Genomic DNA, 14,196 nt, shown 5'->3' on the forward strand with positions numbered 1-14,196 from the left:
TTAATTAATTTAATTGATTATTAATTTAAATTTTAATTAATTATGTTCTATTATTTTAATATTAATTTAATATTATTTAAAAATTGTCTAAATTTAGTTTAAACTTAGATATTAAAGAATTTTCTTGTTGTTTCACTTACCTTTTTGCCAAGCTCTTCACTATCCATTCCTTTGTACTCAGCTATTGTATTTAGGATATGTGGTAAGTATTCCGGTTTGTTTTTGTTTGATTTTGGCTTTTTAGGGAAGTTCCTTGGAATCAGGAATGGTGCATCAGTTTCTATCATCATCTTTTCAGGAGGAATCACGGTAACAGCTTCCTGCAGTGACTGGCCTCTTCTTTCATCGCAAATCCAACCTGTCACTCCAATGGAGCAGCCTAATTCTAGGTATTTTTCAGCTTCCTCTTTAGTTCCTGTAAAGCAATGGACACAAGCCTTTTCACACATATTTGGGTACTTTTCAAGTATTTTGACTAGATCTTCATGTGCTTCACGTTCATGTAAAAATAGTGGCATATCCAATTCATCTGCAAGCTTCACTTGCTCTTCAAACCATTTTCTTTGAACATCCTGTGGTGAATAGTTTCTGTTATAGTCAAGACCGCATTCTCCAATAGCAACCACACAGTCCTCTTTTGCAAATTCCCTTAAAGTTTCTATTGTGTTTTCATCACAGGTCTTAGCATCGTGAGGATGAACTCCTGCAGTTGAGAATAGAACTCCTTTAAACTGGTCTTGATTTGCGAAATTGAGAGCTGTTTCGCTTGAGTGGATATTGGTTCCAGTAATGATGAACTGGCTTACTCCAACATCATTTGCATTTTTTATGATCTCTTCTCTGTTTTTATCAAAGGATTTGTGCATTAAATTTAATCCTATATCAATTAATCCAGTCATTCAAATCACTTTAAATAAGAATTAATAAAAAAATAAAGTTGTTTTGTTAGTTTTTAAGATAATTTCTTTAGAAATAAAAAATTTTAAAAAAAGTAAAAATGTGTTATTTATTCAGAAATAACACGGGTTCCTATTTTTTCACCTTTAATAGCTCTAATTAGGTTTTGAGGTTCATTACCATTAGCTATTACGGTTTCTAAATTGGAACGCTTGATCATTTGAATTGCAGTTGTATCAATGAATTCATAGGTTCCTGCCTTGACATCATTTCCGCTGATGATTCCCATCATGTCAGAAGCGGTGATTTCTTCAATCAATTCTGCATCATCATATTTTTTAGGATCTTTAGTGTATAATCCATCTACTGCGGTTAAGTTAACTAAAAGGTCTGCTTGAACATACTCTGCCAAGATTGCAGAAACTGCATCAGTACTATGTGCAGGTTCAGTTCCACCCATAACGATTATTTTTCCGCTTGCAGAAAATTCCAAAGCTTCTTGGAAATTATGAGGAACTCTTTGGTAAGCTGCATCTCCAAGTGCAAGCAATAAGAGTTTTGCATTGACTCTTGTAACTTCTATTCCAATATCATCACATTTAGCTTCTCCAGCACCGAGGTCTCTTACAACTCCGATGTATTCCCTTGCAGGTTTTCCACCACCTACAACAACAAATATTTCATGCTCTTCACTTTGTTCCTTCAAGAGCTTTGCATATTCCTTAAATCTTTCAGCGTTGTAGTCCTGTAATAATATTGATCCTCCGATAGCAGCTACGATTCTCATAAATTCACCTTTTAATTAAATAGTTTAATAGTTTTTATTTAGTTTTAATTTTTAGTAGATTAAGTTTTTTTTAGTAAATTTAAATTTATAAAAAAATTTTGTAAAATAACTTAATTTATTACTTTAATTTATCTATTTAATTATATTTAAATTTACTATTGGATTGCTCTAAACCAACTGAAATTCTCTCCACCAAAATAGCTTACTAAAATTGATGTGATTATTTCAAGAATCAGGGTTATGAGTGCAGATTGGGGAGCAAAGAATATGGATAATATGATTGCTAAAACGCATAATGCATAGAATATTGCTTTTGTATTTTCTTTTCCATTATCATTTAGGATTGTTAGAATTCCTAAAACCACTGGAGCGAAGATAAGTCCAAGTATTATCCATAAGCATTCTCCTAATGGGACTAAATTGTAAACTGGCAAATTAAGCAAATCCATGTATAAGTAAGCTTCCAATACAGTCATGACAAGTCCAAACACTCCTCCTGCAATTGCTTGAGCCATTGTGTGCTTTTTAAGTGTGAATCTGCTCCAAATGAGTACTGGATAAAGCAATCCAACTAAAGCGCCTATAGGTCCAAGAAGCATTATCAATGCAGCTACTGGTCCAGTAAGCCCAGTTGTATGGATGCTGATTTTCCATTTGGTAGTGATGAGCATTACAATGAATGTGTTAACAGCATAACAAAGTATTAGAACAATCAGGAAATTGGAGCAATAAGTGGAACGAAACGATCTTCACGGTTGGAAATGTCCTTGTCTGTATCCAATTTTCTGGCCCAATGAAGGATGATTGCCATTGGCAATATGGATGCAAAGACAAGTGAAATAAGTTCTGTTATTATGAATTGGGTCCAATTAAAGCTGAATCCGCTTGTAAATGGAGTTCCATCACATGCAAGGATTATACAGATAATCAGGAATAATGGAATTGTGATTATAGGAGGATTTGTAAAAATAGATATTGTATCAGCTATCTTAAGTTTCTTCTCATCAGTTTCATCATATCTGTTTTCCGTATTGATGTCCTTTAAGCCAAACAATTACTTTCCTCCTTAACTTAATAAAAATAGTCTTATAAAATACGTTTAATTAATATTATTCAAATAATCTTATATCCTTTCAATTATTAATATTTTCTTAAAAAAAATTTTTGAAAGGGATTATTTCCAATGGTCCGATTTTCTAATTTTTTTCTTAAAAATTTTTAATTTTCATCATTACTTATATAAGTAACTTATACCAATATATAATATATTATATCAATTTAAGGTTATTATTATGGTTTGACAGAAATTTCTATTTTAGTGAAAATAATGTTTTAAAAGTTACGTTTTCAGTAATTTTTCTTAAAGATTTTATTTTAAAGTTTTGAATAATCTTAAATTATATTGTTTTATTTTAATTTTTTATACTAATTACTTATCAAAAAGTTATTTATCAATTTTATCAGGTGTTATAAATGAGTGAGGTATCCTCAAAGGAATTATATGAGTTTAAAAAGTCATTGAAGGAATTGGCGGAAAAGAAAGGAAAGGGAACAGAACTCGTTTCCATGTACGTTCCTCCAACTAAACAATTAAGTGATATCATCAAGCAGATGAGGGATGAATTGGGACAAAGTGCTAACATCAAGAGCAAAACCACTCGTAAGAATGTTCAATCAGCTATTGAGGTAATCATGCAAAGAATCCGTATGATTACAAACGACAACAAGGAATTGCCGAATGGTTTTGTATTGTTCGTTGGTATGATTCCTAAAGGCGGTCCTGGTACTGAAAAGATGGAAACTGTAGTTATCGAACCTCCTGAAGAGATCCAAACTTACAGATACATTTGTGACAGCACATTTTTCCTTGAGCCATTAGAAGACATGATTGCTTCAAAGGAAGTTTACGGTATTGCTGTAATTGACAGAAATGAGGCAACCATCGCTACTTTGAAAGGTAAAAGAATCAATGTTGTAGCAAACTTAACCAGTGGTGTTCCTGGAAAGCATAAGGCAGGGGGACAATCACAAAGAAGGTTCGATAGGGTCATTGACCAATTGGCTCACGAATTCCTGAAAAGGATAGGCACTCACATGGATGATGAATTCCTTCCAATCAAGGATGACTTGAAGGGAATTGTTCTTGGTGGTCCTGGAGGAACTAAAGAGGATTACTATAATGGAGATTACATGCATTATGAGCTTAAGGATAAGGTAATCACCACTGTAGACACTTCCTATACTGGAGAATTCGGTATCAGGGAAACCATTGACAAGGCATCTGGTGCTTTAGAGGAATTAGGAGTTATCCAAGAGAAAAAGCTAGTCCAAAGATTCCTTGCTGAGCTTAGGGATGACCACGGTTTATACTCTTATGGTGAAAAGGAAGTAAGAACCAATTTGCAGATGGGTGCTGTAGACATTCTTTTGCTTAGTGAAGACTTAAAATCCAAAAGGTTAACCTTGGATTGTCAAGCTTGCGGATTCCATGCAGAAGTCACTCAAAAGGAAGGTCAAAAGGTAGAGGATTTGACTTGTCCTCAATGTAATGAGAAAATGAAAATCACTCAAGAGGAAGATTTAATAGAAGATTTGGCTAATATTGCTGAGGATTTAGGTTCTAGCGTAGAAATCATTTCCACTGAAACTGAAGAGGGAAGCCAATTGTATAGGGCTTTCGGTGGAATCGGTGCTATCTTAAGGTATAACGTAAGATAATTTCCGGGGGTGTTTTTTATGAAAAATGAAAATTTCGGTTTGGTTTTAAGCACTAAAGACAGTGATGAAAAAAAGACTGCCCGTATTATTGGAACAGATTACTTCATATTGATGGATTTGGACTTGAATGATGATGTTGAAGTTAAGGTTCAAGACAAGATTCCTCTTGGAAAGGATAGTGAATTTGTCAAGCAGGAAAGAGCTCATTTAAGTTATGATGACTTAAGCAAGGAACAGGAATTCGAAACTGAAAAGGCTGTTCACAGCATTGTAATTGCCAATGAACCTAAGTATGTAAAGTTCTTCAATGAGCAAAGCAAGGAAGCAAGCAAATTGCACTTCTTAGATGGAATCAGCAGAAAGTTAGGATCTAAAATCTTAACTGAGAAAGAGCTTAACGGTGACTTTGAAAGCTTTGAAGACATTGACAATAGAATCAGCTTTATTGAAAGCTCTGAGGAATTGATTGTAAAAAGAGTTCTTTATGAATTGGCTGAGCTTCCTAAAGAGAAAAAGGGAAGGCCTTCATATCTCTTTACAATTGTCAAAAGATCCAATAAAAAAGAAGTTCAAGAGTATGATGAATTCGTTACAGATGACAGTCGTTTCATTGAAATGATTAAGGAAAAAGGACTTCTTGAAAAAGAGGGAAAACGTATCAGATAATTGTTTTTCTCTTTTATTTTTTATTTTTATTCTATTTTTAGATATTTTTTATAATTCAACGGTTTTTTTTATTTAATGCTATTTTTTTATAATTCATGGCTGTTTTTTTTATTTAATGCTATTCTTGTCTGTTTTTTTATTTAATGCTATTTTTTTATAATTCATGGCTGTTTTTTTTTATTTAATGCTATTTTTTTATAATTCTTAAACTATTTTTTAATACTATTTATTATTTTTTTAATTTTCAAAATTAGTCCTCTTTTTAATAGGGGGTGTGGGGATTAACAAATATATTGAGTTTAGGGTTTTTGTCAAATATGTAATTATTGAGTTTGATTCATTGAGTGAATAAATGCTTAATAAGTTGTTTAGTTTAAAATTCTTTAAAGGTATTTTATAAATGTTAATCCCATACCTTATTCTGTCATTATTCTAATTTAAATCTTTCTATTTGATTTCTAAACGATTATAATTTCTTCTTTTTGTCTAAAAATTAATTTTAATTTGTTATTTTTATTTTAATTAGCATATTGATTTTATTTCATTATTTTTATTCAGATTATTATATTGATGTCATTTTGTAAATTATGTTGATGATTTAGTAAATTGTGGATGTTATTAGTAAATTTTGATTTGATAAAATTTATATTTATAAAAAATTATAAAAAGATATATAAATTCAATATAAGAGGCTTTTTATGTCTAATCTAAACACATGTTCTAATGAAAAGTTATCATTTAAATACAGTGATGAATGGGAATTGGAAGAAGTCCCATTGGAAAACAATCCTGATTGCATAGCTACTTTAAGCTATGAGGATGGCAGTTTATTGAATGTAATTGCATTCCAATCTGAGATGCCTTCACTTGAGGATTTCAAGGAAATCATTGAAGAAAGCCTATTGAATGATAACGCTCAAATAGTATCTTCTGAAATTGCAAATGTTGGCAAAAGGAAAAGCATTCAGACACATTCAAGGATTTCAATTCCCGAAATTGATTTTGAAATGTTTTCAGTTGTATTTTTAGAGGATGGTTTTGTTTATATATTTGAACTTAGGACAGTTAGTGATATAGTTTCCAAATTTATGGAAATAGTCAGAACTTTTGAAATAATCGAATAAATTCTGTTTTTTAAACAATTGGTTGTGGTGTGATTATGAAAAGATCAAATAAACTTATTTTGCTTATAGCTGTAGTGATTGCAATACTCACATTATTGATTGCTGCAAGTGAAATGGGATTATTAACTGATACTAATAATTATAATGTTAATCTCACAGAGTTGAATGATGAGTTAACCATTGATATGTCCAATTGGAAGTATGATGAGAAAAACAATATCTACTATCAAATTGGGCTTGTGTACTGTACAGACCCTGAAGCTACTGAATATGAGTCTTTAGGAATTTATGTTCCTGGAGATTACTTTAAAAGCGAACGGAATGATAATGGAACTTATACCTGTACAGTAATAGACTGTCATGTTGGAAATTATTCTGCATCTAATGCACCTATTGTAATGCCTATCAACACTGCAGGATATTCCGCTCAAAAAGCCCCAACAAGATATAATGCGAATGAAGTGAAAGATTACACAGATGCAGGTTTCATTTATGTTAATGCAGGTTGCAGAGGTAGAGAAAAAGGAGGAACCTACTCTGGTGGGGCTCCTTGGGGAGTTACTGATTTAAAGGCAGCAGTCCTTTACTTGAAATTCAATGACGATACACTTCCTGGAGACAGCCAAAGGATCTTTTCATTTGGTCACAGTGGCGGTGGAGCTCAAAGTGCAATCTTAGGTGCAAGCGGTGACAGTGAATTGTACACACCATACCTAGAATCCATTGGAGCGGCTCTTATAGACAGAAATGGAAACAAGTTATCTGACAGCATCTGCGGAGCAATGTGCTGGTGTCCTATCACTTCTCTAGATACAGCTGATGAGGCTTATGAATGGGCTATGGGACAATACACTACAGATGGAACACGTGGAAGCGGCACTTGGACTGGTGCGTTATCCGATGATTTGGCTAGTGCATATGCCAATTACATTAATGATTTAGGCCTTAGAAGTCCTAATGGAAGGCCTTTAAGTCTTGAAGAGTCTGAAGATGGAATTTACACAGCAGGATCATATTATGATTATATGCTTAAAACTGTAGAGGATTCCTTAAACAATTTCTTGAATGAAACCAGTTTCCCATACTCTCCAAGTTCTGGAGAGGGCATGGGCATGGGGCCTTTACCTGATGGTGTCTCTCTTTCAAGTGATGTTACTGGATCAAGTTCAGGAACTTACAGAACTCCACAGGAATATATTGATTCATTAAATGGTGATGAGGAATGGATCATTTATAACAGTTCAACAAACACTGCAGAAATCACAAGCCTTGAAGCATTTGTTAAACATTGCAAATCCCCAACTAAAGATGTTGGCGCTTTTGATGATTTAGGAAAAGACCAGGCTGAAAATGAGTTATTCGGTACTGATGAGGATGAATCATTGCACTTTGATAGCATTATGGCAAATGTTCTAAATGAAAATTCAGACAATTACTCTGCATTCTCTGATTATGACTCATCTAAAGCAAGCAGCTATGCAAATGATTTGAGAATATTGGACAGGTTCAATTACACAACTCTAAACCGTTCCAATATGTATAATCCTTTGTATTATGTTTCCCCTTATTATGATGGAGTGGGATCATCACAGCTTGCTAAATATTGGAGAATAAATGCAGGAATTGAACAGACAGACACTTCATTTACTGTTGAAACCAATTTGGCTCTTGCTTTGATGCAGATTGGTGATGTGGAAAGTGTGGAATTCAATGAAGTTTGGGGTCAAGGCCACACCCAAGCTGAAAGATCAGGTTCCGCTAATGGAAACTTCATAAATTGGGTCAATAAATGCATGAGCAACTAATCTGATTTCTTCTTAATAGATTTTTTTAATTAGGTTTTTAGAAATAATTTTATTTTTAATTATTTCTTACTTTATTTTTTAGTTATTTTTTAATTTTTCTTTCTTTATTTTTTTTAGTTATTTTTTAATTTTTCTTTTTTAATATTTTTTTAAATTCTTTCAATAATTTTTTAGTTTTTTTCATAAATTTTTTCACATCTTTTTTAGCAATTTTCATTACATGAATTTATTGCATGAAATTTCATGTTCATTTCATGTACTTTGTTTTAATTTATTTGTTTTTAGCTATTTTTCACAAATTATTGTTTATTTTTTCATTTTTATTTTAAAATCGCTTTAATTTTTATATAATTTTTTTAAATTAAATAATAACCTTTATAAAGGCATAAATCATATTATTAAATATGATTATCAAGACTGGGAAAATTAATAAATCAAGAGGTAATATAAGTCTCACTATCGGTAAGGAAGATGTGAAAAAACATAATCTTGAAGAGGGAGATTTTGTAATCTTGACTCCTCAGGAATATGAGGAATTGAAAACTTCTTCTGAAATCGAAGTGTCCACTATGGAAGTAATCCCAGACGATGAAGCTGTTGTAAAATTAGAATACGATCTTAAGGAAGCAAAGTCTAAAGAAAAGATTCTTTTCTCAAAAGTGGAAGAGTTGGAGAACATTAATTTGGAGCTTACCACTAAATTGTCCCAACTTGAAAAAGCGAATTATATAAACAGCAGTGTTTTATCCGATTCTGAATCTAATTCTCTCATTGACGAAGTTAAAAAGTTAAATGGAGATATCGATGATTTGAATTCTGAAATCAAGCAATTGAATAAGGATTTGAATGAATCAAATGAAGAAAGAATTGAATTATTGCAGGATATGAATGTCTTGAAGACTAAAATGAGTTTTGATGCTGGAGAATTGTCAAGACTTAGAGAGCGAGAAGACAAGCATAGGGAAATCTTGGAGATAATCCTAAGAACAAACAAGAACATGCTTGATGAGGTTGTAAACAAGACATTGACTGCCACTATCAATGAGATAAATAAGGAATTAGGTGAAACCAGCATATTAAGAAGAATTAGAGGGTTGACCATTGTGAAAGAACCTGAAATTCACAAGTCCGCTATTTCAAGCAAGGCTTACACTCAATTGGAAGAGTTAATTCCAGATGAATATTTGCTTGAAAGTGGAGAATAAGTTTCCTTAATTTTTTATAATTTCTAATTTGCCTAGTCTATCTAATCTAAAATTTTTCAAAAATTTTTAATATTAAGCATTAATTCATATTATTCAATTATTCATATATTTCATATTTATATAGTTTATTGGGTATCAATTAAAATGGTGATTCTATGGATGAAATCCAATTTGATGAAGAAGGAATCAAATTCAGATATTTAAGTAATTGGAAAGAACAGAATAAAGAAATGATTGGTCCAAATTGTATCAAGGCTTTAGTGAAAGTGGTGGAAGGAAATCCATCCACCATTACAGTTTATAAAAATGATGCTGGAGAAGCTGAAGCAGTTGCACAAATTGAAGAGGCTTTTAAGGAAAGCTTTGAAGCTCAAGGTTGGACTATAGTCGAATCCAGAATTCTAAACCTTAATGGCATGCCTGTTTACAATATCATTACAAGCGCTGACGAAGGTGGAAGAACTTTAGAAAACAATACTTCTGCATTGATCAATGATGGAAACATGTATGTGTTTGAATTGATGCACTTCAAGGAATTCCCATATGCTTACAATGATTATTTAGCGATTATGGATTCCATTGAATTCGATTAATATCTATAATTAGATAATTATTCTTTTTTCTATTTTTTTATTTTACTTTTTAATTTATTTTTATTTTACAATATCTTTTTTAAAGGAGTTTAACATGTCCAATATATTTAAAAACTATGAATTAAGTTTTAAGTATCCAAATAATTGGAAATTGCTTGAAGCGGATGATATTGAAAATTGCATAGCAGTACTTGACTGTGACAGCAAATTCAGCAGAGTTATGGTGTTCAAGTATCCTCAGGAAGGATTGTCTATGGAATATCTTAAGAATGCAATTGAAGACATTCCAAGGGAAGACAGCCTAATTGTTGAAGATTCTCATTTAACTATCATTGGAAACAAGGAAACTCACGAGCTCATAGCAAAGGATACAAGCCATGAACCTCCTTTGAATACCCATTCTCTCTCAACAATCAATGATAGGGATGCATATAGCTTTAATTTCTTCGGTTTTGGAGAAGATAATCCAGATAAAGAAGGATTCATGATGATGTATAGGACTTTAGAATTTTTATAGTGATTTTTTAGTTATTTTCATTTTACTTTATTTTACTTATTTTTATCTAATTTGATATTATGTCTTTAAAGGAAGAAAAGGATTCTATTAGAAAATCAATTTATGATAAATTGTTTAAGGAAGGCCAGTCTCTTAGACCTAATGGGGATTATGGCAAGATTCCTGATTTTAAAGGATCAGATATTGCAGCTGAATTGCTGGCGAGCACTGATGAATGGATAAATTCAAAAACTATTTTTTGCAGTCCTGATTCTGCTCAGATTCCAGTTCGATTCCTTGCTTTAAAGGAAAATAAGAATCTCATTATGGCAAGCCCTAACCTTGAACATGGATATCTCTTTCTTGAGGGAAACAAGTTAGATGGAAAAGAAAGAGAAGCATCAACAAAGGAGGGGGCATTCGATCATTGCTCTAAGTTTTTTGATTTCGGTAAAGGAAGTTCATTTGACATAGCTATTGATATGGTAGTGGAAGGATCCGTTGGTGCAGATAGGTGCGGAAATAGGATTGGAAAAGGAAAGGGATACGGAGATAGGGAAATCGAAGACCTTTTCAATAAGAATCTCATTAATGAAGAGACTCCTTTAGTCACTACTATTCATCCGTTTCAATTGATTGATCATATTCCAATGGAAAGCCATGACAGAAGATTGAATATGATTGTAAGCACTGATGAAGTTATCAGGATTTGATTTTTTTACTCTTTAAACTCTTTTTACTCTTTTCAAAACCCTCACTTTTTTTTAGTCTTTTAACTCTTTTTAAAACCCCCATTTTTTTAACTTTTTTAACTCTTTTTTTAATTTTTTATTTTTTTCATTATCACTCATTTTTTATTATATATAAAATATTTTAGAAATATTTATTAACATTCAAAACTAAAATAGTTTTAAGTAGTTTAAACTACTACTGAATTCTTATTAATTTAAGAATTAACACATGTGTTAAAAAAATTTAGGTGATTATAATGGCAGATTTAAAAGGTACTAAAACCGAAGCTAACTTAGCAGCAGCTTTTGCTGGTGAATCTCAAGCTCATGCTAAATACCAATATTTCGCAAGTAAAGCTAAAAAAGAAGGATACGTACAAATCCACGATATCTTTATGGAAACTTCCAAAAACGAAAAAGAACATGCAAAAATCTGGTTCAAACTTTTACACGATGGAGAAGTTCCAGACACTATTGCTAACTTAAACGCAGCAGCTGATGGTGAAAACGAAGAATGGACTGCAATGTACAAAGAATTCGCAGAAACCGCAAGAGAAGAAGGTTTCGATGAAATCGCAGGTTTATTCACCATGGTTGGTAACATCGAAAAAGAACATGAAGAAAGATACAGAGCTTTACTCGCTAATGTTGAAGGCGAAACTGTATTCAAAAAAGAAGAAGAAATTGAATGGAAATGTATTAACTGTGGTCACATAATTAAAGGAACCGATGCTCCTGTAATTTGCCCAGTATGTAAACACCCTCAATCTTACTTCGAAGAAAGAGCAACCAACTTCAAATAAGTTGATTGATTTTCGCTATTAATGATTTATTCATTAATAGCATTTTTTTATATTTTTTAGCTATTTTTATTAAATTTCATTTAATATTTAAAAACAGTAATTATTTTAAAATTATTTAGGATTATTTAAGATTATTTTAAATCTATTTTTGGTGATGAAAGTGTCTAAAGATGATAATTGTCAAATTGATGGAAATTGTTCTAATGGTACTTGCGCACCAGTAAGTCCATTTTCAAAAGAAGGGGCTTTATTTTTAGTTTTCATTGCTGTTTTATTAGTTATTCTATTTTTTGTTTTATCAGTTAGTGGTTACATTTAATGATTTTAATATTGGTACATCTATCAGTAGTGTTCATTAAATTAAAAATTAGATATTTCATTTAAAATAATTGATTAGATCATCCACTAAATAATGATTTTTTAAGGAAAATGTATTTTTAATTAATTGATGATTTAATTATTTTATATTGAATTTTTTATCCATTAATCCATATTTTCATCTTCAAGCATTTCCTCTTCAATCTCTTTCATAAGGTCTTCAAATTCCCTTTCCTCATCAAAGAGACTTAAGAACTCATCAATGCTTATCTTGTATTCATTTTCTGCACTCGGATTAATGATGATTTGGTCAAAGCTGTCTTGTATTGGAAGTATAGACTTGTACAAGTCTCTCATGAATAGTGATCCGACTGTTGTGTTCATTTGAACATCTTGAATGTTTTCCTCATCGGTAAAAATAGGTATGACTTTAATCTCATTTGGACCTATAAATGACTTTAAGTGAAACTTGACCTCTTTATTGATTTCATTCAATCCATCAAGATTCATGTTTTCAAGGTCTAATGAATCAAGTTCAATTTGAAGAGGAACCAATAATTCTGATTTTCTGAATTCATTCAAGAAGTGTTCATTCTCCTCTTCGCTCATTTCTGATTGTATTTTCATTAATTCTTCAAGTTTATCATTATAGAGTATGCTCATTTTTATCACGGGAATTAAGAATCAATATTTAAAAGTTATTTTTCTCTAAAAATTCATCAAAGTCTATCTTATATGAATCAACGCTGTATGGATTTATTACAATATAATTGAAATCAATGTCAAACTGTGCCAATATGAGAGATAATTCCATCACATTTACAGCTATTGACTTGATTTGGTATCTTGCCTTTTCCAGTTCGTTTGTATCTGTAAACAGGTATATGTTGCGGTCTCCGTTTTCCTCATCAAAGAAGCCAATCTGCAAGTCAAGTGTGTCTCCATCGCTTAGTGATTCCTCATTTTCCATTGCAATGACTGGAACGAAAACTTCTGATTTTAAGAATTCCTTATAGAACATATCAGGGTTCTGTTCTATCTTAACTCTTGACTTTGATTTCAATAGTTTTTTAAGTTTTTTATTATTTAAGTTAGTCATTTTAATCAGTAATCAATTTTTTAATATTTTATCCAATCTTATTTATGAAATCAATTATATTTATTTATATGCTAAAGGTTCCACTTAAAGCGAGATCTTAAATTTATAAAGATTAAAATTTGCTATAAATTTTTCATTTTCAATTAATTTTCTATTTTATAATCAATTTTTTATTTTTTTATTTTTTTATTATTTTTTAATTTTAAGTCAATATTGATGTTATATTATTATTTAAAGCTTTAAAAATAGTTTAATTTATATATATGCATCTATAAACTTTTTAATTGGAATTTAAAGAATATTTGATTATTCATTTCTATTCTTTTAGATTTTTTAGAAAGTTTTTTATAGTATACTGAGTATACTATAAAATGTGGTATAATGATGAATAAAACTATTAAAATCTCTCAAGCCAACCATAATTCTTTATCAAAATTAGCTTCTAAAAATGATACTTTCAATGATGTTATAAGTTTTTTAATAGAGTATTATTACACTCATGAGGAATTTAGTGATGAAGAAGGTAAATTTTATAATGAAGAGATAGAAAAATTCGAAAATGGCAATTTAGAAAACGTTAAAGAATTAACTCTAGAAAGTTTAGAAGAAAGAATTAATAAACTGGAACTTGAGTTAAAAAGATGAGCTATAGATTATATGAACATGAAAAGGCAGAGAAATTTCTTAATAAGCATAAGAATGATAAAAAGTTATTGTTGAGGATTAATGAGAAAATTTTGGAAATTCTAAATAATCCTCATAATCCTAATTTTAAAGAATTAAAAAGCAATAAATGTCCTAAATGTCAAAGAGCAAAGGTAGGGGACTATAGAATTATTTTTTATGTATCCGAAAGAAATCAGAGCATTGAAATAATTGATATAATTCCCAGAAAAAATAATTATAGGTTGTTTTAAAGTTTGTATTAAGTAAAAAATTTATGAATCAAATTAA

18 protein-coding genes are annotated in these 14,196 nt (G+C 30.9%); 12 read left to right on the forward strand and 6 right to left on the reverse strand.

Annotation, left to right across the window (positions count from 1 at the left end; genetic code table 11):
• Positions 1-104: 104 nt before the first annotated feature.
• From QZU90_RS02970 to QZU90_RS02985, 4 genes are all read right to left on the reverse strand, one after another.
• Positions 105-899, reverse strand: a complete 795-nt coding sequence (locus QZU90_RS02970; RefSeq protein ID WP_295607683.1) for a TatD family hydrolase — start codon at positions 897-899, stop codon at positions 105-107.
• Between the two features lie 107 nt (positions 900-1,006).
• A complete protein-coding gene (pyrH, locus tag QZU90_RS02975) occupies positions 1,007-1,684 on the reverse strand; it encodes a UMP kinase (RefSeq protein WP_292788598.1) in 678 nt (225 codons plus the stop codon).
• Positions 1,685-1,839: 155 nt separating this feature from the next.
• Positions 1,840-2,355: a hypothetical protein gene (locus QZU90_RS02980; protein WP_296855460.1), complete on the reverse strand. Its 516-nt coding sequence runs from the start codon at positions 2,353-2,355 to the stop codon at positions 1,840-1,842.
• 41 nt (positions 2,356-2,396) lie between these two features.
• Complete coding sequence (locus tag QZU90_RS02985) at positions 2,397-2,738, reverse strand: hypothetical protein (protein ID WP_296855462.1); 342 nt, start codon at positions 2,736-2,738, stop codon at positions 2,397-2,399.
• Between the two features lie 419 nt (positions 2,739-3,157).
• Between QZU90_RS02985 and prf1 the strand changes: the two genes are divergently transcribed.
• From prf1 to QZU90_RS03035, 10 genes are all read left to right on the forward strand, one after another.
• On the forward strand, positions 3,158-4,402 hold the full coding sequence (prf1, locus tag QZU90_RS02990; RefSeq protein WP_295607674.1) for a peptide chain release factor aRF-1: 1,245 nt from the start codon (positions 3,158-3,160) through the stop codon (positions 4,400-4,402).
• 18 nt (positions 4,403-4,420) lie between these two features.
• Entirely contained in the window at positions 4,421-5,068 is a 648-nt protein-coding gene (locus tag QZU90_RS02995) for a DUF655 domain-containing protein (protein WP_296855465.1), read from the forward strand.
• Positions 5,069-5,766: 698 nt separating this feature from the next.
• The gene (locus QZU90_RS03000; protein WP_295607667.1) at positions 5,767-6,192 is read left to right on the forward strand and encodes a hypothetical protein; all 426 of its coding nucleotides are present in this window, start codon (positions 5,767-5,769) and stop codon (positions 6,190-6,192) included.
• Between the two features lie 35 nt (positions 6,193-6,227).
• Complete coding sequence (locus QZU90_RS03005; RefSeq protein WP_296855467.1) at positions 6,228-7,997, forward strand: hypothetical protein; 1,770 nt, start codon at positions 6,228-6,230, stop codon at positions 7,995-7,997.
• Between the two features lie 404 nt (positions 7,998-8,401).
• Positions 8,402-9,202 carry a hypothetical protein gene (locus QZU90_RS03010; RefSeq protein ID WP_295608686.1) on the forward strand — a complete coding sequence of 267 codons (801 nt, stop codon included), beginning with the start codon at positions 8,402-8,404 and terminating at the stop codon, positions 9,200-9,202.
• Positions 9,203-9,357: 155 nt separating this feature from the next.
• Entirely contained in the window at positions 9,358-9,795 is a 438-nt protein-coding gene (locus tag QZU90_RS03015) for a hypothetical protein (protein ID WP_295608684.1), read from the forward strand.
• Positions 9,796-9,889: 94 nt separating this feature from the next.
• The gene (locus tag QZU90_RS03020) at positions 9,890-10,312 is read left to right on the forward strand and encodes a hypothetical protein (protein ID WP_296855469.1); all 423 of its coding nucleotides are present in this window, start codon (positions 9,890-9,892) and stop codon (positions 10,310-10,312) included.
• A 59-nt stretch (positions 10,313-10,371) separates the two neighbouring features.
• Complete coding sequence (locus QZU90_RS03025; RefSeq protein ID WP_295608680.1) at positions 10,372-11,004, forward strand: 5-formyltetrahydrofolate cyclo-ligase; 633 nt, start codon at positions 10,372-10,374, stop codon at positions 11,002-11,004.
• A 275-nt stretch (positions 11,005-11,279) separates the two neighbouring features.
• Positions 11,280-11,825, forward strand: a complete 546-nt coding sequence (gene rbr, locus QZU90_RS03030; protein WP_296855473.1) for a rubrerythrin — start codon at positions 11,280-11,282, stop codon at positions 11,823-11,825.
• A gap of 160 nt (positions 11,826-11,985) precedes the next feature.
• Positions 11,986-12,144, forward strand: a complete 159-nt coding sequence (locus QZU90_RS03035; protein ID WP_296855475.1) for a hypothetical protein — start codon at positions 11,986-11,988, stop codon at positions 12,142-12,144.
• 164 nt (positions 12,145-12,308) lie between these two features.
• Here the strand turns inward: QZU90_RS03035 and QZU90_RS03040 are convergent, their stop codons facing one another.
• Both QZU90_RS03040 and QZU90_RS03045 read right to left on the reverse strand, forming a co-directional pair.
• Complete coding sequence (locus tag QZU90_RS03040) at positions 12,309-12,806, reverse strand: SseB family protein (protein WP_296855477.1); 498 nt, start codon at positions 12,804-12,806, stop codon at positions 12,309-12,311.
• A gap of 28 nt (positions 12,807-12,834) precedes the next feature.
• Entirely contained in the window at positions 12,835-13,242 is a 408-nt protein-coding gene (locus tag QZU90_RS03045) for an SseB family protein (RefSeq protein WP_296855479.1), read from the reverse strand.
• A 384-nt stretch (positions 13,243-13,626) separates the two neighbouring features.
• Here QZU90_RS03045 and QZU90_RS03050 point away from each other — a divergent pair, with 384 nt between their 5' ends.
• Together QZU90_RS03050 and QZU90_RS03055 are read left to right on the forward strand one after the other, a co-directional pair.
• Positions 13,627-13,887, forward strand: a complete 261-nt coding sequence (locus QZU90_RS03050; protein ID WP_296855481.1) for a hypothetical protein — start codon at positions 13,627-13,629, stop codon at positions 13,885-13,887.
• Positions 13,884-14,159, forward strand: a complete 276-nt coding sequence (locus QZU90_RS03055) for a type II toxin-antitoxin system RelE/ParE family toxin (RefSeq protein ID WP_296855483.1) — start codon at positions 13,884-13,886, stop codon at positions 14,157-14,159. The genes QZU90_RS03050 and QZU90_RS03055 overlap by 4 nt, the downstream gene beginning before the upstream one ends.
• Positions 14,160-14,196: the final 37 nt, after the last annotated feature.

Origin of the sequence: uncultured Methanobrevibacter sp., from assembly GCF_902784195.1 — an archaeon.
Taxonomy (GTDB): Archaea; Methanobacteriota; Methanobacteria; order Methanobacteriales; family Methanobacteriaceae; genus Methanobrevibacter.

What these genes read in the sequence shown, in the direction of transcription:
- QZU90_RS03005 (WP_296855467.1), top strand. Translation starts at nt 6,228, where the DNA reads ATGAAAAGATCAAATAAACTTATTTTGCTTATAGCTGTAGTGATTGCA.
- QZU90_RS02995 (WP_296855465.1), top strand. Translation starts at nt 4,421, where the DNA reads ATGAAAAATGAAAATTTCGGTTTGGTTTTAAGCACTAAAGACAGTGAT.
- QZU90_RS03025 (WP_295608680.1), top strand. Translation starts at nt 10,372, where the DNA reads ATGTCTTTAAAGGAAGAAAAGGATTCTATTAGAAAATCAATTTATGAT.
- pyrH (WP_292788598.1), bottom strand. Translation starts at nt 1,684, where the DNA reads ATGAGAATCGTAGCTGCTATCGGAGGATCAATATTATTACAGGACTAC.
- QZU90_RS03045 (WP_296855479.1), bottom strand. Translation starts at nt 13,242, where the DNA reads ATGACTAACTTAAATAATAAAAAACTTAAAAAACTATTGAAATCAAAG.
- QZU90_RS03000 (WP_295607667.1), top strand. Translation starts at nt 5,767, where the DNA reads ATGTCTAATCTAAACACATGTTCTAATGAAAAGTTATCATTTAAATAC.
- QZU90_RS03050 (WP_296855481.1), top strand. Translation starts at nt 13,627, where the DNA reads ATGAATAAAACTATTAAAATCTCTCAAGCCAACCATAATTCTTTATCA.
- QZU90_RS03015 (WP_295608684.1), top strand. Translation starts at nt 9,358, where the DNA reads ATGGATGAAATCCAATTTGATGAAGAAGGAATCAAATTCAGATATTTA.
- QZU90_RS03010 (WP_295608686.1), top strand. Translation starts at nt 8,402, where the DNA reads ATGATTATCAAGACTGGGAAAATTAATAAATCAAGAGGTAATATAAGT.
- QZU90_RS03055 (WP_296855483.1), top strand. Translation starts at nt 13,884, where the DNA reads ATGAGCTATAGATTATATGAACATGAAAAGGCAGAGAAATTTCTTAAT.
- rbr (WP_296855473.1), top strand. Translation starts at nt 11,280, where the DNA reads ATGGCAGATTTAAAAGGTACTAAAACCGAAGCTAACTTAGCAGCAGCT.
- QZU90_RS03040 (WP_296855477.1), bottom strand. Translation starts at nt 12,806, where the DNA reads ATGAGCATACTCTATAATGATAAACTTGAAGAATTAATGAAAATACAA.
- QZU90_RS02970 (WP_295607683.1), bottom strand. Translation starts at nt 899, where the DNA reads ATGACTGGATTAATTGATATAGGATTAAATTTAATGCACAAATCCTTT.
- QZU90_RS03020 (WP_296855469.1), top strand. Translation starts at nt 9,890, where the DNA reads ATGTCCAATATATTTAAAAACTATGAATTAAGTTTTAAGTATCCAAAT.
- prf1 (WP_295607674.1), top strand. Translation starts at nt 3,158, where the DNA reads ATGAGTGAGGTATCCTCAAAGGAATTATATGAGTTTAAAAAGTCATTG.
- QZU90_RS02980 (WP_296855460.1), bottom strand. Translation starts at nt 2,355, where the DNA reads ATGCTCATCACTACCAAATGGAAAATCAGCATCCATACAACTGGGCTT.